Raw genomic sequence first — 19,119 nt, forward strand, 5'->3', positions numbered from 1 at the left:
ACTAACGCTCCACCGCTGACGGCAGGCACTGTAAATCACCCAGGAAACCCACACCGTTGTTAATCACATAATCGGCGGGCACCTGTACTGAACACCTGCCCGTCGCATAGCGCAACTGTAAAGACTGCTCACCTTGCGGTAACTCTGCCTGAAACAAGCCGTAGCCATCACTCTGTGCCATGCCTACTGCGCCGTGAATAATCGCATTGGCGATAGGTTCGCCCGAGCCATCCAACACCCGACCAAAAACAATATTTAACGTCTGTGCCTGCCACTTCAACTGCACAACATTACCCGGATAAACCGTTACCGTCTCGACCTTGTCGCGGAAGCCTATCGGGTTTTCGCCGCGCGCCTCTAACCTGACATCGTAGGTCTCATAAGGCGTCACCGAGATAACCGCACGCTCACCCACTCGGGTATAACCGCGGCGCTGACCATTGACCATGATATCGAGATAACTATCACCGCTATCTTCGCCCTCAACGTCGACCACGATCGCCGACTCTCTGCCACCATTACCACCGACAGTCGGACGATAGTCACCGCCGATGACGAAGCCGCTGCGTACCGTACCGCTATAACTAGCATCACGATCGCCGTTGGCCTGTCGAGTATTCAGCAGCTGCGCATCAACATCGACGAGGCGCTGTCTATAGCTCAGCGAGTTAGTCAGACTATCGCTACCGTGACCGACATCGAGTTCGTTGCTAATATCTAGATCACCCGGCAACAACTCACGATCGAACCACTGTGAGCGCAGCTTCACCCGCTCATCATAGTCCCGGCGCGTCCCCGCCTGCCCCTCATCGATGCGTCGGGCCTCCACACTCGGCCTAACACTATTAGAGAAGTGCGTGGTGTTATATTGATAAGTAATGCTCAACAGCGCCGAATAATCATCATTCTCACGACTCAGCGTCACGTTCGCACTCACACTGTTGCGACCATCATTAAACACCGAACCATTCCAGGCGACACTATCGAGGCGGTGGCGGTAACCGCCACGCTCCGACACGCTGGCGTTATAAGACAGGCTACCACGAGGTATTTGGTAGCTTAGATTCAGGCTGTGCTGCGTATAGGCGTCGCCCAACAAGGGCTGCGGCGCATCGTAAGTCTCGTCGATATTCAGCGGTTGCGCTGTATCGTAAAAATCATCGATATTCAGTGGTTGAACATTGCGCGTCTCTTCCGTGTATAGCCGACGACTATCGCCATTCAACGAGAACCTTCCACTAACCCACTGCAGGTTTGCCGCGTAGCCATAGTCCTTTTCCTGGCTGGCCAAGAGCGAGCCACTAAAGCGCAGGCCGCGCGAGATCCAAACCATGTTTGGCTCGATCAACGCATTCTCGTTATCCGCCGCCAGCCCCAATCCCATCGCCATTGAGTCTGCCACCCGATAATCGAAGCCGCTGCGCAGCTGCCAGTACTTCGACGAAGCCGTAGGTAGCGTCGAATCAACATCACGACTATCGACCACCTGCCCCATCTCGACATAGTATTCAGGCGCTCCTACTGCAGGCAGACGATAGTCCTTGACGAAATAGCGTCTCTCACGGCTGAGCTCATTGTCACCATCTTTGATCACAATCTCTATGTCATAGCCACCGGAAGGAAAGTCACGAGTATCCAGCAGGTGATTACCCACATCGAGAATTTGCGAGGCGATCAAGCGGTTATCACGGTAGACTTCGACACGGCCCCGCACCGGCATGAACAGCTGGATATCATTACTGCCCTGTGCCTCGTAATCAATGCGGGTCTGACGCGAACTGCCAAAGTGCGCTCCCAGCAGCTGTGGGCTGGAGCTAAAGGTCAAACCATCATTACTGCCGCGTAAAAAGCCGGTACGAGCGACCTTGCCGTCCTTGTCACGCTCCCAGTAGAGGGTATCGACTTTAAAGCTATCCTCATCAGTACTATTCCAGCTACTGCGTATCGACTGCTCACGATAGCTGAGCACACTGCCACCGCTGAGGTTGTAGCTATCATCCCCACCCTCGCTCCCCGAATAACTCAGGCCGAGCTGCTGAACAAAGGTGGGCTTGGTCGAGCTCGACGACGGCAGATAGGTCAAGAAATCCCCGCCGGTCGTCGTCAGCAAGGTGGGACTAACGAACAATTGCAGGCGAAAGGTATCCGGGTTAAAAATGACGGCCAGCGTCTCCGGGTCTAAGCGGCCGCAATCACGCTGTTGCTCAGTGTGGCAGATCTGCTCTAGATTGTTATCCAGCTGCGCCGCCAGTAGCGTCTGCAGCAGCGCCGGTTCACGCACATTTGGAATATGTGATAACAGCGCCGCGGGATCTTCGATACGCACGTGAGCCGGGGTATAGCTCACCAGCGCCTGAGTCACTAAGCGGCCACCATAATAGACGTCGGCCACCGTCGTCTGCTCATCCAAGAGAAATTCGAAACCGGCAGGAACGTCGCTAACAGGTCGCCCCTTCGCGTTCGCGGACGGCACTGTACGACGAAACTTACCGGCAGCATCGCTCGCCGAGATCTTCGGTAAAGGCTGGGGAGTAGTTGCGGGTATCGTCGAGGCGGGTAGCGCCTTGACCGGCGGCAGATCGCCGGGCAGCGTTGCCATCGGTTCAATAGCCATAGAAGGAGATGATTCGATGGCAGGTGCCATCGAATCCGACGACGGCAAGATATGCCGAGCGTCAGTTATAGCGGGGGCAACAACCGGTATCGACACCGGCGAGGACGCTAAATCATGTCCTCCTGTCGCGAGGGAGGCTAGCAGCAGCACTGCTAGCACTGTTGCGACCCGTGAAAACAACACAGCTCACACTCCCCAATCGATAAAGCGGTCTTAAGGTGTTACGACCAAGTACGAGACACCCTGATAAGTGCCTGGCTTCGCAGCCTGCAACTCGGCGGCCGATAAGCTGTACTTAATAGGCGTCGCCGGCGCACAAGGTGTTGCCGACATCTGCTCCGGCGTAATAAGCGTTGATGCACCCGAGGTTACCGTTGCGTTGTCAACCGTCACAGTATATGCCATGGTCTCGGCTAAGCTGTCATGCTTCAGATCAAAGGCGCCACTGGATACCGGCGCGCTTGCCACAGGTGCTGTGCTGCCGTAAACCTGCAGAGTAACATCATCGCTAATGTCGTTGCTCTCGATACAGAAATTGGTCGTTACAGAGTTACCGTTATTCAGATCCAGGCCAGAGGTGAAGTCGAGCTCCTCATCCTGAACCATGACACGAACAACCTCTGGGATAGTCGCCTTCAGCTCGATCGCCGCCTGGCTAGTCGTCCCTACATCGCCGTCATAGCCTGCCGCCATTACAGCACCAGTCATTGATAAAGAGCCTACGACAACGGCCGAACGTACAATTGATAGTTTATTTCTCATTATTAAGACTCCACGTGTTACTAAAATTACACATTATCAGCTTCATTCTTGTCAGCTTCGCTAGCTTCCCCTCACCGAGGTGAGCAAAAGCAAAAACTTGACACTCTGTAAGTATTTATTTGCAAGCCTGATGCCAAGAGCGTGAACTGCCTCACAAAAAATATAAGCCATTGTATTCGTTGGGTCGGACCTAAAGCAGATCGTTTTGATTACAAATCAGACTAAGTACTTATGCCTACAAGTTTAACAAAGTGACAACTTTTGTCACTCTTTAATGACCTTTTATCACAAAATATTCAACCTCAAGCCAACAAGACAACCCTTTGTAATTAAACGATTAATCAAAAACCAAGAAGAATAGATTACGCTTCATTAACACAGCGCAAGGGAATAGGCATATTTACGCATAAGCCCGGCTAAAGCGAGCAATTAGTGAGCCAATCGAGGGTTTTCTATTACTCGGCACGGCGCGCTAGTCCGGCCGCACCGTTAGCGTCAAGGTATCCGTATAATTACCAGCACTGGCATCCAGCACATCGGCACTGACCAATAGATGCATATTATTGCCCTGCTGACAGAGCTTGCTGGTCTCGCCACGCCAGCGCTGGGACGAGACCAGCCCGTCGGTCAGCTGCTCGCTCTGCGAACCATCTTGTCTCGACACCTGCACCCGATAGGGGAGACAGTTACCTGCACCACAGCTGGCCTGACCACTGCGCAGCAGCTTAAAGCCATTCTGCTGACTGGACGCCGTAATCGAGAAATTATTGGCGCCGGTGGCGTAGACACAGAAGTCCTGCTGGTCCGCCAGCATCGTACCGCCGGCGGGCGACAGCGTCATATCCTGCAGGCCGCTGATCTGCACCAGCTTGGGGATTTCGATGCTCAGGTTAATGCTGACCGGGGGATTAGCAAACCACAAAAAATAATTCGTTGCCTCCAACGTCAGCGTGCCGGTATAGAGCCCGGCACTAACTGAGGCGATATCACTCTGCGCAATACCGACACGTAACTCCACCTGACCCACACTACAGTTTTCCGCCTCCTGAAACCTACTGCTATCTTGAGCGTAGTTCAACTGCACGAAGCTGTTGCTGCCTGGATTGCGATTAAAGTAGAGCTTGAACGGCAGCCGATCATCGCCATTATAGAGAAAAAAGCTCCCCCCCAGCATATTACCGGACATCACTGCATTTAAAGTATAATCCGCGTTTGTAGACCACCATCTATCATCTTTCGAGATAAGACAGAACTGCTCCTGTCCAATGATGTCACTGTTGAGGCTGGTATCCTCCCAGGCCGAGAGCCTGATCGCCGAGGGCAGCTGCTCAAAGCGTATTTCCGCAAACACCTGCGCCGACTGCAGGGACAGCCCACAGATCAGCAAACAGCGAAGAACATCCTTTTGTGTCATAAGCTAACTCTAAATAACAACACCAATACATCCCCACACTCTACCGCATCGGCATAATGATGTCTTAATCTTACTCACTGTTAGCACAAACAATAGCGCTCTGATGCTAGTCGGTCCGGCCATCGCACAGGTATACAAGGGCCATGCGGCAGCAACCTAGTGCGCGGCGTCGCGCAAGCCTCGCCCTTGATCGACAAGCCGTACCGGGGAGGCGACAGTGCTGGCGGCGCAGTGCTCGGCATAGTCACAGCCCGGACAGTTCCCCATCGCACTGGCGCACGACGCTAGACACAGGCGCCAGATCTGCTGTTTCGAAGCGGAATTAAGGCAGCGGACATCGGCAGCACACAACAGCCCGCTCTCGAACAGCTGCTGCAACTTATCACTGCCAATTTCCAGCTGAACCGTCGCCAGGCCTCGCTCTCGTTCACTCATATAGCTCACCCTTCATCATCGTCTCAGCTACAAATATAAATGAGAATGATTCTCATCGCAAGATGGCAAGCATGGCGACAGAGACAAAAAAGGCGCCGCCGACCCCGTCGACAACGCCCTCACACAGTAGAAAGACCGAGCCAGTCGGCCTGTTACTGAAGCTATACCGCCAACCAGGTCGCCCCTGTCTGATCGCTACTGGCTAAGAGTTCACCGATAGCGCTGAGCTGAGTCTGCGCCCCACCCAACAAGAATTCATTATTCTTGGCGTGCAGGAAATAACGGTGGATAGGGAACTCGACATCAGAGCCCATGCCGCCGTGTAGGTGCTGACAGGCATGCACGACGCGATGCCCCCCCATACAGGCCCAGTACTTAGCGGCGCGAACTTCGGTCGTCGCCTCCAGCTGCTCAGACAGCCGCCAGGCCGCCTGCCAGAAGGTCGAGCGCATGGCCTCGATATCGATATAGGCATCGGCCGCTCGCATCGCCACCGCCTGAAAAGCCCCTATCGGCGCGCCAAACTGTTTGCGCTCACAGGTGAACTCGGCGGTGCGTTTTAGCGCCTCGTCACACAAACCAACCTGCATCGCGGAAATTGCCGCGTTAGCATATTGCTCAATCCAGCTGACAATCTGCTCACCCTCGCCCTCGTTGCCTAAGAGTTCCGCGACCACGTTCTCTAGACGAACCGTCGCTAAGGTATTGCCGAAGGCCGTCTGCTGGGCCGTCACGCTGACGCCCTCCGCGGCCGTATCGACGAGGAAGACACTGGTGGCACCATTGCCATCAACGGCAGGCACTAAGATGGTATTGGCTTGCGCGCCATAGGGTACCGCCTGTTTTTCACCACTGAGTGTAAACGCAGCGCCGCTCTTGGCAACACTGACCACACTCGCCACCGCATCACTGATCGCCACCTCGGCAATCGCCGCCGTCAGCTGCTTTTCCCCTGAGGCCATCGCCGATAGGTACTGCTGCTGTTGCGCCGAGCTACCAAACTCTGTAATCGGCAGCCCCGCCAACACCAAGTTGCTCAGTAATGGCAGCGGTGCGACCCGACGCCCCCCCTCCTGCAACACCAGCGCCAACTCCATGAAGCCGAGCCCGGAGCCGCCACAACTCTCCGGCACTGCCAAGCCTAACAACCCCTGCTCAGCCAACAACGCCCACAACTTGGTGTCGTAATCATTGTCACCTCGATCATATTCCAGCAGGTACTCATCGGTGAGTTGATCGGTAAAAATTTGATGCGCTAAATCTTGAATCGCTGTTTGGTCTTCGCTAAAAGAGAATTCCATCGTTTCGTCCTCACTGCCGAAAGGCAGTTGCTCAAGCTTGCTTTGCTCCCACGGCTAAACCCGCACCAAGAAAGCATTATTATCATTTTATGCGGCTAGACCGCGGCTCATCGCTTGCTCAAACTCGCTTTATTTTTTAAGTGCGCTCTCTTACCTTCGCACCGTCTTGCCATATCTCAATTAACCGTTTCTCAAAATATTGTCTTTTTTCGACGCTCCTTGCCCGGCTCTATTTTTCAGCTCCGCACCATCGCACGTAGGTTCGCCGTGTAAACTAACTTCTCCGCCGGTGGGTTTTCCAGAAACAGACCGCGGTAAAACGTCACGGTCAGCAGCTCCGCCATCTCCTCAACGCTGAGCGGCTGTTGCACCAACTCATCGTCCTCGTTGATGTAGTAGTCACGCAGTATCGTTTCGCCACTGCCCCCGAGGGTATACACCACCATCAGCGCCTGGTGCTCGCTAAAGCCTGCCTCGGGAAACAGCTTCGGCATCAGCGCCGCCAACCATTTCAATTGCTCGCGCTTAGAGGCACGCCAGCGCCCGGCAAATCCCTCATCCTCATCGGCCATCTGCTGCATGCAGCGCATAATACCGGGATGCTCCGCGTAACTGCGCACCGATAGCAGGTGATGCGCATACATGCGCGCATACCAATCGCCCTTCGGCACCTCACGCTCAATCGTCGCGACATCTTCAAAGCGCGCCAGGAAATCATCCAGCACCTCAAGGGTCAACGACTTCAGGTCGCTGAAGTAGTGATAGAACAAGCCGGCGGCAACACCCGCCTGCTTAGTCACATCGCTGATGCGCATCTTATGAAAGCCCTCGCGCTCTAACACCACCATCGCCGCCAGCTTCAACTTCTCGCGCGCCTTGGCCCCCTTCGCGGTCTTCGCCTTGGCCGTTTTCGTCGGTGCTTTCTTCGCCGCCTTCGCGACCGTCGCTATCTTGGTCATAATCCCCGTTCTAGAGCCTTTGAGCCCGTCATCTACACCCAGAGTTATTACAATATTTATTACAATAGTTGTAAATATACACAGAAAAACTTTGAAATTGAAACCAAATTCAATATTATTATTAACCATAGCTTGGGGCAGCTCGCTTTCACACTCTCTTACATAACGAGGCAGCCCCGCCTATCTAACGATGTGGTTTGCCAAAGATAATAACGATTATAGAACTACGGATAACGCTATGTTTGTTGATTACAGCGAAGATCAAAAGGCTCTCCGCAAAGAGCTACGTGAATATTTTTCTCAGTTGATCACGCCAGAAGTGCGCGAGCAGATTCGCGGCAAGGAGAGCGGTGAACTCTATGACCACCTCATTTCCTCGATGGGACGTGACGGCTGGCTAGCGATCGGCTGGCCCGAGCAGTACGGTGGCCAGGGGCGCTCCGCCGCCGACCAGCTCACCTTCTTCGAGGAGGCCATCCTCGCCGGCGCACCAATCCCCTTCGTCACGCTAAACACCGTCGGCCCGGCGCTGATGGACTACGGTAGTGAAGAGCACAAGCAGAAGTTCCTCCCCGGTATCGCCGCTGGCACCACCCACTTCGCCATCGGCTATACCGAGCCCAATGCCGGTACCGATCTGGCGACCCTAGGCACCAGTGCCGTGAAGGATGGCGAATACTACGTCATCAACGGCACCAAGGTGTTCACCTCCGGCGCCGAGGGTGCCGATTACGTCTGGCTGGCCGCCCGCACCGATAACGATGCCCCCAAGCACAAGGGCATCACCATGTTTATCCTCGACACCAAGAGCGAAGGCTTCAGCTACGCGCCGATCCATACCGTCGGCGGCTTCCGTACTAACATGACTTACTACGAGAACGTTCGCGTCCACGAATCGATGGTCGTCGGCAAGCTCAATCAGGGTTGGCGACTGATTACCGCCCAGCTCAACCACGAGCGTATCGGCCTCGCCGCCTGGGGTATCAACGGCTGGAAACTGTTTCAACGAACCCTCGACTGGGCACGCGAGGACCACAACGGTCGACGCGTCATCGATGATCCCGCGGTACAAAGCAACCTTGCCGAGGTCTACAGCCGCCTCGAGGCGATGCGCCTGATGAACTCACGGATGTCTTGGGATCTCAGCGAAGACCGCTTGCAGCCTGCCCTCGCCTCCGCGGTAAAGGTCTACTCAACCGAGTCTATGATCGAGGTCTGCCGCCAGCTGATGGAGGTGATCGGCCCCAATACCCTCGTACGCTCTGGCTCAGAGGCTACTCAACTACTCGGTGATCTCGAGCACGAGTACCGTCGCTGTCAGATCAACACCTACGGCGGTGGTGTCAACGAGATCCAGCGCGGCCTGGTCGCCAACTTCGGTCTCGGCATGCCGCGTCACCGCTAGTGAACAACCCATTTAACATGCTCAAAAAATAACACGAAGGAAGTGAGAGATGACTCCTGAAGAAACAAAAGCGTTTGAAGAACAAGTACGCGCCTATGTCGGCTTAGAAAACGGCCCACCAAAGCGCGGTAACGACGACGTCAACGAGGCGATGATCCGCCACTGGGCCGAGGTGATGGGCGACGAGCTCACCACTTATACACAGGCAGACGAAGCCGCCAAGACCAGCAAGGAAGGCATCATTGCCCCGCCTGCTATGCTGCAGGCGTGGAGCATGGAAGGCTACCCGATGGCCGGCAACCCCGCCCAGGATGTTCAGCGCCAGCTGCACAACCTCTTCGATCAGCACGGCTATACTGGTGTGTTAGGCACCAACACCTCAACCGAGTTCTTCCGTGACCTACGCCCCGGCGATCAAGTCACCGCCCATACCGTCATCGACAGCATCAGCGAGCAGAAGGCTACCGCGCGTGGCATCGGCTACTTCATCGAAACGGTCACCCGTTTCACCGACCAGCACGGTGAAGACATTGGCCGCCAGGTGTTCCGTGTATTGAAGTTCATCCCCGCCGATGGCGCCAACAGCACCAGCGAAACGAAAGATGATGACACCCCCGAACTACCAACACGTATTACCTCTCCACGCGGCCACGATAACGGCTGGTGGTGGAACGCCTGTGACGAGGGTAAAGTGCTCATTCAGCGCTGCACGGATTGCCAGACCCTTCGTCATCCTCCGCGCCCGATGTGCGGTGAGTGTCAATCAACTGAATGGGATTCGATCGAATCGACGCTAGAAGGTGAGATATACAGTTTCACCACGCTGCACTACCCAAAGATCCCTGGCTACGACTACCCCAATACCATCGGTGTCATCCAGCTATCTGAAGGGACACGCCTCGTCGCCAACATCGTCGACATCGACTATGAAGCGGTCAAGATTGGCCAGAAGGTACAGGGCGCAGTCGAGCAAGTCGACGAGAAGACCATGCTACCTGTATTCCGTGTCGTGTAAGGGAGAGAGAATAATGACAACTGAAACTCTATCGTTCGCCAACGTTAACATCGGCGACAAGCTAGACAGCAAAGAATTACCCATCACCTCCGGCCTTGTCGTCGGCGGCGCTCTCGCTTCTCGTGACTTCACCGCGGTGCACCACGACAAGAAGGCCGCGCAAGCTGCCGGGCTGCCTGACGTATTTATGAACATCCTCACCAGCAACGGCTTGATGGCGAGCTACGTGACCAATTGGGCCGGACCAGACGCCACCGTTAAGAAGATTGACCTCAAGCTCGGCGCACCGAACCTACCCGGTTTCGTGATGACGCTGGTTGGTGAGATCAAGGCCAAGGACGACGCTAACGGCATTATCGATGTCGAAGTAGTCGGCGAAAATAACGTCTGGGGCATGCACATGGCAGGCACCGTCAAAATTCAACTTCCGCAATAAGGAACGCTAACAATGATTAAAGATAAAGCGGCTATTGTCGGTGTTGGTAATACCGAATTCTCAAAAAACTCAGGTCGTTCTGAGCTGCAACTGTCCTGCGAGGCGGTTCGCGCCGCCCTCGACGACGCTGGCCTCAAGCCCTCAGATGTCGACGGCATGACCACCTTTACCATGGACTCCACCGACGAGATAGAACTGGCTCGCGCCGTCGGCATCGGCGACATCAACTTCTACTCACGCGTGCCCCACGGTGGTGGTGCTGCCACCGGCCTGATTCACCAGGCAGTGATGGCTATCGCCTCCGGTATGTGCGAGACCGTGGTCTGTTATCGCGGCCTTAATGGCCGCTCTGGCCACCGTTTCTCCGGCGGCGTCTCAGGTGACATCGTCACTGCCGATGCGATGCACTGGGGCTGGTATATGCCTTCAGGATTGATGACGCCAGCGTCTTGGGTGGCGATGTATACCGAGCGCTATATGCACCTCAACGACGCCGATGCGATCCGCAACGCCCTGTTCGAGGTCGCCTACGCCACGCGCCAACACGGCGCCGCCAACCCCGCAGCGATGTTTGCCGGCCACCCCTTCGACCGTGAAGAGTACGAGGCACAGAAGAAGATTGTCGGTGCATTGAAGCTCTACGATTGCTGCCTAGAGTCAGACGGCGCCTCTGCTGTCGTCATCACCAGCGCCGAGAAGGCCCGTGACGGTAAACACGGCGGTGTTGCCATCAAGGGCGTCGGCCAGGCTGCAGCCAAAAACATGGAATCAATGACCTCGTTTTACCGCGACGAAATTGCTGCAATTCCTTCGATGGATATCGCTGCCCAGACGGCCTACAAACAGTCAGGGCTCACTCCTGATGATATTGATGCCGCCGTTATCTACGATGCCTTCACCCCTATCGTGCTCTGGCAGTTAGAGAGCTGGGGCTTTGCCGATAAGGGCAAGGCGTGTGACTTCGTCAACGCTGGTAGTCTGCGTCTCGACGGCCGTCTCCCCACCAATACCCATGGCGGGCAACTGTCCGAGGCCTATATCCACGGCGTTAACGGTATCGTCGAGGCGACCCGTCTGGTGCGCGGCAGCTCAGTTAATCAGCCCGCCAAAGACGTTAACAACGTCCTCGTCACCTCCGGCGTTGGCATCCCAACCGGTGGCGCCCTGCTCGGCAAGCTCGACTAAAAATAAAAACGGCTCCATGTAAAAAACGCGCCATTACTGGCGCGTTTTTTGTTTGCTGATTTTCTTTCTCCACACTCATTAACGCTATAATATTCTCGCGACTCACGCCCCACCACCTGAACAGATGGTTACTTTCCCCTTCTAATCAATAATAATAAAATAAATTCTCTACACAAGAATGATAAAATGAGCGAGAAATACTTCCCCTTCGATAGCCCTGACCTATACCCTCCCCTCAACGACGAATGGGCCGCCAAACGAAAGCTGGCCGACGCTACCCGTGCGCTGATCGCCAACTTGGTGACCTGCACGAATGACACCGAGGAGATTCTAGCAATCAGCGAGGTGGTGCAGGCGCAGGCCGATAAGTTAGCCAGCAGTCGGCAAATTCTCGGCAGAGCCGAATACGAGGCGCAGGACGAACAACGCTATGGCACGCTCTCCACTATCGCCTACGAACTCAACCCCCTCGACGGAAAGTGTAACCCACTGGCGCCGCCGATCATGGTATGGATGGATGACGAGGCGATTTACGGCAGCGTCAACATGGGCTGGCACTATGAAGGCCCCCCCAATAGCGTGCACGGCGGTTTTGTCGCCGCTCTCTTCGATCAATTCCTCGGCCTTGGCCAAAAAATTACCGGCCAACCCGGCGTCACCGGCTCGCTAACCACACGCTACCATAAGCCCACACCGCTCAATACTGAGCTGAAACTCACTGGCAAGGTCGTCAGCATCGAGGGACGTAAGAATACTTTGCGCGCCGAAATCTGGGCCAATGGCAGCATGACTGCCAGCTGTGAGGGGCTGTTCATCAGTATCGATCGCGAGACCTACATGCGCATGAAACGCATGCAGGAATCTACCCAGAGCCGCTAAAGTTTAGAAGGGCGCCGGGCTGTTATATTGCTGGCGCAACTGTGGCTTCAACAACTTCCCCGAGGCGTTACGTGGCAGCGTCGTCACAAAGGCATAACACTGCGGCACCTTGTATCCCGCCAGATGCTCTCGGCAGTGGCCAATCAGCTCTTCCTCTTCAGCCTCTTCGCCGGGCATCAGTACTACAATCGCCAGCGGTGTCTCGCCCCATTTCTCAGAGGCAATACCGATAACTGCAACTTCCTGTACCTTGCCGTGCCCCGCTAACACATTCTCTAGCTCGGCCGGATAGATGTTTTCCCCCCCCGAGATCAGCATGTCCTTCTTGCGATCGCAGATCGTCACGCAGCCCTCCGCATCGATACGGCAAAGATCACCGGTGTGTAGCCAGCCATCGCGCAGCGCCTCTGCCGTCGCCTCCGGGTTATTCCAATAGCCCAGCATAATATGGTTGCCGGCGAGACATAGCTCGCCAACTTCGTCGCTGCCGGCCGCGATGCGCTTGCCCTGTTCATCGACCACCTTCAATTCGGTGTGCATCTGCGGCCGCCCACACGAGCCCACTTTATCAATCGCATCCTGCGGCAGCAGCAACGTCCCAGGCCCACAGGACTCAGTTAGACCATAAGCCTGATAAATCGCCACTCCCAACGCCTGCCACTGCTCGATCATCGCCACCGGCACCGGCGCCGCCCCCGTAGCAATCCAACGCACCGTCTCCATGCTGTATTGCTCGCGCTCAGGGGTCATCAACATAAACTGCAGTATCATCGGCACCGCCATAAAGATGGTTACCCGCTCCTGCTCGATCGCGCGGAACATTGCCGCCATGTCAAGATCACGGAGAATAATGCCGGTCGCGCCGCGGTGTACCAGCTGCGATACCGGCACTAAGCAGCCGACGTGAAACATCGGCAGCGGCAGCAAGAAGCGATCTCCTGCGCGCATGTCTGCCGTCGTCAAACTGGTCAGCTGAGCCCACATCATATTGTTATGACTGTGCATCGCGCCCTTAGGGCTTCCCGTTGTGCCCGAGGTGTACATAATAAACAGCAAGTCGTCATCGAAGGCGCCGATCGTCGGCTCAGTATTCGCCGACGACGTCACCATCGCCTCGTAATCGAGGCTGTAAGGCGTCGCTGGCAGCTCTGGCACGTTGACCCGCAGCCAGTTTTTTATCGCCGTGGTCTCGCCCCGCACCACCTCATCGATGACACCGTCAAACTCGGCATCGTAGAGCAGCGTCTCAGCACCGCTATCGGCAAAGATATAAGCGACCTCCGCTGCGACTAGCCGCCAATTAACCGGCACCATCACTGCGCCGATCTTGGCGATGGCATAATAGGTCTCGATAAACTCACTGCCATTTTTTAGCAGCGTCGCCACTCGATCGCCAGCCTTGACTCCCTGCGCCAAAAGCATCTGCGCCACTCGATTTGAGCGTTCGTTAAGCTCGGCAAAGGTATAGCGACGCTGCCTTTCGACCTCGACAAAGGCTTCCACCTCCGCACTAATTTCCGCTCTCTTTTTCAGCAGTAAGCCAATATTATTTTTCATCCGTCGCTACTCTTTTATTGTTGTTCATCGATGCAAACCGCAGCATCAGCTCAGCACTTCATCGCATCTATTCATAGTTAATTATAATAAGCTGATTAGCCGTGATAACAATTGACAATCAGGCTCTACAATACTGACAAATTCGCTCACGAAAGGTTATCGGCTCGCGTCGGGATCTTGTTCCCGCAGCAACTTCAAGCGCTGCTCATCAAATTGCAGTGCCGGCTCGACAAACTCTTGCGGCACCACTCGCTGACCGTGCGCATCAGTCTCTAGCAAGCCCTCATTAACGGCCTCGTTAAAGTCGCCCATATCGTCGTCAAGCCATAGCCACTGATCCTGCAGCAGCGGCATACAGAACAAAACGATCAAGACCAGCCAGACGACGACAAGAAAAATTTTCACCGGTAACTTCAACCAAAACATCATCGCCCCTCCGCCACAACTCACTAGAAATCCACGCAGTTGAGTTTTAGCAAATAACGGGCCAGCCTCACTAAACAGCGTAAACTCGATGGACGCTATGCCTCATCGAGATTGCCGTGGCATACTGCGTCTATAAATGCGAATAATAACAATGCTAGAACGGTTCCTGCCTACGAGCCTCGATTACAGGCTGACGCAACCGTAACCTGGCCAAGAGAAGATAACGCCAATGCTGGTCAGCGGAACAAACCTAGTGCGCCTCGGCCTTGTTAGCCTATCAATACTGCTAAGTTGTTTAAGCAACCCAGGAGGACTCGCCGATCTCTCATGGCTCGCCTGGATTAGCCTCGCGCCATTATTTATCGCCGTACGCGGCAGCAGTGCCAAAAGCTGCGCCGGACTGTTCTTTTTCTGGGGTTTCTGTTGGTGGGCCTGGTCAATCGACTGGCTAACGCCTGCGATCGCCGCCTTTACCGGCAGTCAAGCGCTCACCGCCACCGTCGCCTGGCTGTGCCTATCCGCGCTGCTGGCGCTACCTTACGCCGTCATTGGGATCTTCTGGTCGCTAATACAGTTCACCGCTCACAGCGTGATCAACGCCCTGCTAAGCGCCCTGCTGTTCAGCAGTAGCTATATCGCCTTCGCGACGCTAATACCCGGTTCAATCGCCCAGACGCAGTTCGAAAACCTAGCTGTCATTCAACTGGTCGACATCGGCGGTGTCGGTTTACTGTTATTTACGATGGTACTTTTCAATAAAATCATTGCCAATATCTGCTCCACAAACAAACGTAAAAATAACCGCTTACACAACATAGCAGCCGCACTACTACTGACGGGTGGCGTCTTCAGCTACGGTTACTACAGTATCGACAAGTACCGCGCTGAAAATACCACGCAGCAGCTACGCGTAGGCCTCATACAGCCCAATCTGTCCCCACAAGACAATACACTCGCACTGTTTGACCTCAGTAAACAGCTGAGCCAACAACACTCTGGCACTGGTCCAGAGCTGATCGTCTGGCCCGAGTTTCCGCCAGCGTTTTCTTGGCAGGAGAGCCACAATGATCGCCAGAGAGTCACACAACTAATCGAGCAGATTGAAACACCTATCCTGCTCAACTCCGGCTATGTCTATCCAACGAGCAACAGCGCGGGAAACCGCGACGGCTACTACAATGCCAACCAACTCATCTCTGCCGACGGCAAGCTAATCGCCAGCTACCATAAACAGCAGCTAGTGCCGTTTTTCGAGTTTCTGCCGCTACAAAAACAACTACCGATACTATCACGTTGGTTCCCCGAGACACTGAATTACAAGACCGGACCCGCCGCAGACGCCGTCGAAATCACCCCCACAATCCATGCCGCCACACCAATCTGTTATGAAATATTATTTTCCGAGCGCCTGCGCCTGCAAGACTTTAATATTATCATCAACCCCAGTAACGATAGCTGGTTTGACCACCGCAGTAGAGCCTCTATCAGCCACCTCGCACTCGGTACTTTTCGCGCCATCGAATACCGCAGCCCCTGGCTAAGAGTATCTAACGGCGGCATTAGCTTAGCGCTCGACAGCCGTGGAGACGTCGTCGATGGCAGCAGATTAAACGCCAATAGCGTCGCGACAGGAATCGCAACACTGCCAATATTTAACACGCAGACACTGTATCAACGTTACGGCCTGGTACTAAACTATGGCGGCAGCGCGCTGACAATCTTCTGCTTAATTATTGGCTACAACCGCCAGCGAAAATATCTCGAAAAGCTAATCCATTAACATATCGGTGAGCAACGCTAGGCGTTGAGTCTCCTGCAGCTCACCCTGCTGCTGACGCAATTGTTGCAGTACCTGTAACGCCGGCGCTTTCTCTGCGCCGGCGACGATCAGTCGACGCACAATTTGCAGCGGCACATAATCTACCTGCACTGCCTGCGCCAACACCGTCCGCCCAGCCGCGTTGGTCGCATCAAGGTCTGCGCCGGCGGCGAGTAATGCCTCAACCACGCGCAGCTTAGAGGGCCTCGCCATTACCGCCATCATCAACGCCGTCTCGCCATTGTTATCACGCTGATTGATTGCCACCCCATGACGATCGAGCAGTTGCTCAACCAACACATGATGACGTAGAGCAGCTGCCAACATCAGCGCTGTACGCCCATCGGCATCGACGCTATTCACCGCCACTCCCGACGCCAGCAGCTCAACTACAACCTGGGTAACGCCCGATGTTGCCGCAGCGAACAGTGCCGCCTGCTTTTCCTCATCTGATGCCTCATGCAAAAGTCGCTGGAAACTGGGTAATTGACCACTATTAGCGGCAAGAATTAGCGCACTTTCTCCGCGTTGGTTACGCAGCCCTGGCACTACCCCCTTAGCCAACAGATAATCAATCGTCGAGACATCAGCGTTCAACACCAGCCGGTGCAGCAAGCTATTACCATGTCGATCTCGCCAGTGAATATTAGCCTTAGCGGCAAGCAGAAGTTCGGCGATCTCTAGACGATTATCAAGCAGCGCATAATATAGTGGCGGAGCCGCCCCAGGCCTGCCATTTGGCTTCGCGCCTGCCTGCAACAATAGCTCAACCTGATTGAGATGGTTAGCTGAGATCGCAATAGCTAGTACACTCAGGCCGCCACCTTGCAACGCTACCGTCGCGTTCTCGCCCACTACCGCCATGACATTCGCTTTGGCTGCCAACAGCTGTTCTACCGCTTGCTGCTGGTTTTCTGCGACAGCATACATCAGTGCACTACGGCCATCGACATTCTGCCGCTCTAGGTCGGCGCCGCCTGCCAGCAATAGAGCGATATTGTCCTGATGCCCATGTAACGCTGCAACCATTAGCGGTGTCCAACCACCACGACCGGGCTGGTTTACATCGGCACCTTGATCAATAAGCGCCTGTAAAATATGCCGGTAGCCCTTACCACTGGCATAAAAGATCGCCGGGTATTTATTCCCCTGCATTACATTTACATCAATACCGGCCGATAGGAATTGCTTAACTCGATCAAGCTGCCGCAACTTTACCGCGGCAATAAACCCCTGATTATCCTCTGCAGATACTGTCTCAGAGAGCTGAGAGGACACCTTTACTGGCACATCGCGCTTTTCTATAGCGTGAGAGACAGGGCTCGCCAACACATTGAATGCTAGTAAGGCGAAAAGAAAACTCACAGTATTTTTTTTCACAAACCTAAGGTTAACCTGAAGCATAAATATCACTCACCTTTATTTATAAATTATTTTTATTTGTAAACTTTTTTTATTTTCGAGTTTTACTTTATTACAAACCCATTAAAGCTCTAGAAAAAAAATATTATTAGGTAATGACAAGCTACCATAACGGTCCTTAAAAAATATTAACCCCTTAATATCCTCCTATAATAATAGTGCGCCAGATCAGCCTAAAACGAAGTATTCAGAGACGAGCTTGCAATCGAGAATGATTCTCGTTAGCTTTAGCGCCCTCGTCCTCAGAGCTTTCATAAAATGCTTAATTGCCGACCCTCCCTATGGATGTCAACGTATCAGTTTACCTTCTGGTTTGCCTACGGGGTCTATCTACCCTTTCGTGGCTTATGGTTGGAGAAACTAGGCGTCACCGATGCCGATATAGGAATGCTAGTAGGTTTTGGCCTAACCGCACGCTGTATTATCAATATTACTTTCACCCCTCTTTTCCACAAAGTAGAGCATCTAATACCCTTTCTACGTTACTCAATGTTTTTTAGTCTGCTCGGTTTTATTGCCTTTATATGGGTCGGCACAATTGAATCAAACTTTTGGGTTTTAGCCTTTTTACTTATTTTATTTAATTTAGCCATTGGTCCAGCAGTAGCCGTCTCTGATGCAATATCAAACTACTACGCTCGAGATAAACAGCTCGATTATGGTTACACCCGTTTGTGGGGAGCCGTTGCACTAACGCTTGCCTCCTCATGCATGGGCTGGGTCATTAAAAACTATGGCGTTGATATCGTTCCTATTATGGGCGCCGTTGGCTTAGGCGTAACCTTGCTTAGCACGCTAATGAAACCCACTGTTGCTATGACCTATAAACACAACCAAGCCACGACAGGAAAAATCAATATTCTTAAGGTGTTGCGTTGTAAAGATACACTCCTCTTTATAACAATTGCCTCTCTACTTGAGGGCAGTCACGGTGGCTACTACTTCTTTAGTGCCATCTATTGGCAAGACGCCGGCATCGATTCAGATACCATTGGTTACCTCTGGAGCCTATCAACAATATCGGTCATCGTGTTTTACTTTATTAGCCGTAAGGCTTTTTCTAACTGGTCTGTAAAAAATCTGTTTAAGCTTGCCGCCGCTACGGTCGTTGTTCGCTGGGGGCTAATGGCAGTATCAACAGATTTACCGGTATTAATTATTTGTCAAATTCTGCACGGCATTACTTTCTCCGGCACCATTCTCTCTTCAGTACGCTATGTTGAGGAGAATAGGAAGCACAATTACATGGCCTTGCAATCACTTTACCATGCAATTCCTGCAGGCTTTGCATTAGCTCTGGTATCCGCAGCATGTGGTTGGTTAATGCACCACTCTGACATTAATATTTTCTGGTTTATGGCTGCTATGGGTGTACCTTGCTTGTTTCTTAGCGTCAGAACTCCTAACCCTAACAACAACAAACCTGTGCGTTACAGCCCCGAGTCACCAACGACGATTTAGTCGCGAAGCTGGGAGAAATAATAGCGTTC

Annotated in this window: 16 protein-coding genes; 7 read left to right on the top strand and 9 right to left on the bottom strand. The window is 53.7% G+C overall.

Annotation, left to right across the window (positions count from 1 at the left end; translation table 11 throughout):
* Position 1: 1 nt before the first annotated feature.
* The 6 genes from EDC56_RS11525 to EDC56_RS11555 all read right to left on the bottom strand — a co-directional run bounded on the left by EDC56_RS11525 (position 2) and on the right by EDC56_RS11555 (position 7,485).
* The gene (locus EDC56_RS11525; protein WP_148059394.1) at positions 2 to 2,797 is read right to left on the bottom strand and encodes a TcfC E-set like domain-containing protein; all 2,796 of its coding nucleotides are present in this window, start codon (positions 2,795 to 2,797) and stop codon (positions 2 to 4) included.
* A 30-nt stretch (positions 2,798 to 2,827) separates the two neighbouring features.
* Positions 2,828 to 3,376, bottom strand: a complete 549-nt coding sequence (locus tag EDC56_RS11535) for a hypothetical protein (protein WP_123712655.1) — start codon at positions 3,374 to 3,376, stop codon at positions 2,828 to 2,830.
* Positions 3,377 to 3,848: 472 nt separating this feature from the next.
* A complete protein-coding gene (locus EDC56_RS11540; protein ID WP_123712656.1) occupies positions 3,849 to 4,790 on the bottom strand; it encodes a hypothetical protein in 942 nt (313 codons plus the stop codon).
* A gap of 156 nt (positions 4,791 to 4,946) precedes the next feature.
* Positions 4,947 to 5,225 carry a hypothetical protein gene (locus EDC56_RS11545; protein WP_123712657.1) on the bottom strand — a complete coding sequence of 93 codons (279 nt, stop codon included), beginning with the start codon at positions 5,223 to 5,225 and terminating at the stop codon, positions 4,947 to 4,949.
* 161 nt (positions 5,226 to 5,386) lie between these two features.
* Positions 5,387 to 6,526: an acyl-CoA dehydrogenase family protein gene (locus tag EDC56_RS11550; RefSeq protein ID WP_123712658.1), complete on the bottom strand. Its 1,140-nt coding sequence runs from the start codon at positions 6,524 to 6,526 to the stop codon at positions 5,387 to 5,389.
* Between the two features lie 236 nt (positions 6,527 to 6,762).
* Positions 6,763 to 7,485, bottom strand: coding sequence for a TetR/AcrR family transcriptional regulator (locus EDC56_RS11555; protein ID WP_162844167.1), 723 nt, complete (start codon positions 7,483 to 7,485; stop codon positions 6,763 to 6,765).
* 238 nt (positions 7,486 to 7,723) lie between these two features.
* Between EDC56_RS11555 and EDC56_RS11560 the strand changes: the two genes are divergently transcribed.
* The 5 genes from EDC56_RS11560 to EDC56_RS11580 all read left to right on the top strand — a co-directional run bounded on the left by EDC56_RS11560 (position 7,724) and on the right by EDC56_RS11580 (position 12,405).
* Entirely contained in the window at positions 7,724 to 8,890 is a 1,167-nt protein-coding gene (locus EDC56_RS11560) for an acyl-CoA dehydrogenase family protein (RefSeq protein WP_123712900.1), read from the top strand.
* A 49-nt stretch (positions 8,891 to 8,939) separates the two neighbouring features.
* Positions 8,940 to 9,905 carry a bifunctional MaoC family dehydratase N-terminal/OB-fold nucleic acid binding domain-containing protein gene (locus tag EDC56_RS11565; protein WP_123712660.1) on the top strand — a complete coding sequence of 322 codons (966 nt, stop codon included), beginning with the start codon at positions 8,940 to 8,942 and terminating at the stop codon, positions 9,903 to 9,905.
* Between the two features lie 13 nt (positions 9,906 to 9,918).
* Complete coding sequence (locus EDC56_RS11570) at positions 9,919 to 10,341, top strand: MaoC/PaaZ C-terminal domain-containing protein (protein WP_123712661.1); 423 nt, start codon at positions 9,919 to 9,921, stop codon at positions 10,339 to 10,341.
* A gap of 12 nt (positions 10,342 to 10,353) precedes the next feature.
* Positions 10,354 to 11,526 (top strand): lipid-transfer protein, encoded by a 1,173-nt coding sequence (locus EDC56_RS11575; RefSeq protein ID WP_123712662.1) that lies wholly within the window; start codon positions 10,354 to 10,356, stop codon positions 11,524 to 11,526.
* A gap of 186 nt (positions 11,527 to 11,712) precedes the next feature.
* Positions 11,713 to 12,405, top strand: a complete 693-nt coding sequence (locus EDC56_RS11580) for a PaaI family thioesterase (RefSeq protein WP_123712663.1) — start codon at positions 11,713 to 11,715, stop codon at positions 12,403 to 12,405.
* Between the two features lie 3 nt (positions 12,406 to 12,408).
* On the opposite strand, the gene EDC56_RS11585 is transcribed toward EDC56_RS11580, so the two are convergent.
* The gene (locus EDC56_RS11585) at positions 12,409 to 13,962 is read right to left on the bottom strand and encodes an acyl-CoA synthetase (RefSeq protein WP_123712664.1); all 1,554 of its coding nucleotides are present in this window, start codon (positions 13,960 to 13,962) and stop codon (positions 12,409 to 12,411) included.
* Positions 13,963 to 14,118: 156 nt separating this feature from the next.
* Positions 14,119 to 14,391, bottom strand: coding sequence for a hypothetical protein (locus tag EDC56_RS11590; RefSeq protein WP_123712665.1), 273 nt, complete (start codon positions 14,389 to 14,391; stop codon positions 14,119 to 14,121).
* Between the two features lie 226 nt (positions 14,392 to 14,617).
* On the opposite strand from EDC56_RS11590, the gene lnt reads away from it, so the two are divergent.
* Positions 14,618 to 16,168, top strand: a complete 1,551-nt coding sequence (lnt, locus tag EDC56_RS11595) for an apolipoprotein N-acyltransferase (RefSeq protein ID WP_123712666.1) — start codon at positions 14,618 to 14,620, stop codon at positions 16,166 to 16,168.
* Here the strand turns inward: lnt and EDC56_RS11600 are convergent.
* Entirely contained in the window at positions 16,157 to 17,587 is a 1,431-nt protein-coding gene (locus EDC56_RS11600) for an ankyrin repeat domain-containing protein (protein ID WP_162844168.1), read from the bottom strand. The genes lnt and EDC56_RS11600 overlap by 12 nt on opposite strands.
* A 300-nt stretch (positions 17,588 to 17,887) precedes the next feature.
* On the opposite strand from EDC56_RS11600, the gene EDC56_RS11605 reads away from it, so the two are divergent.
* The gene (locus EDC56_RS11605) at positions 17,888 to 19,090 is read left to right on the top strand and encodes a 3-phenylpropionate MFS transporter (RefSeq protein ID WP_123712668.1); all 1,203 of its coding nucleotides are present in this window, start codon (positions 17,888 to 17,890) and stop codon (positions 19,088 to 19,090) included.
* Positions 19,091 to 19,119 lie beyond the last annotated feature (29 nt).

It is taken from the genome of Sinobacterium caligoides (assembly GCF_003752585.1).
Taxonomy (GTDB): domain Bacteria; phylum Pseudomonadota; class Gammaproteobacteria; order Pseudomonadales; family Sinobacteriaceae; genus Sinobacterium; species Sinobacterium caligoides.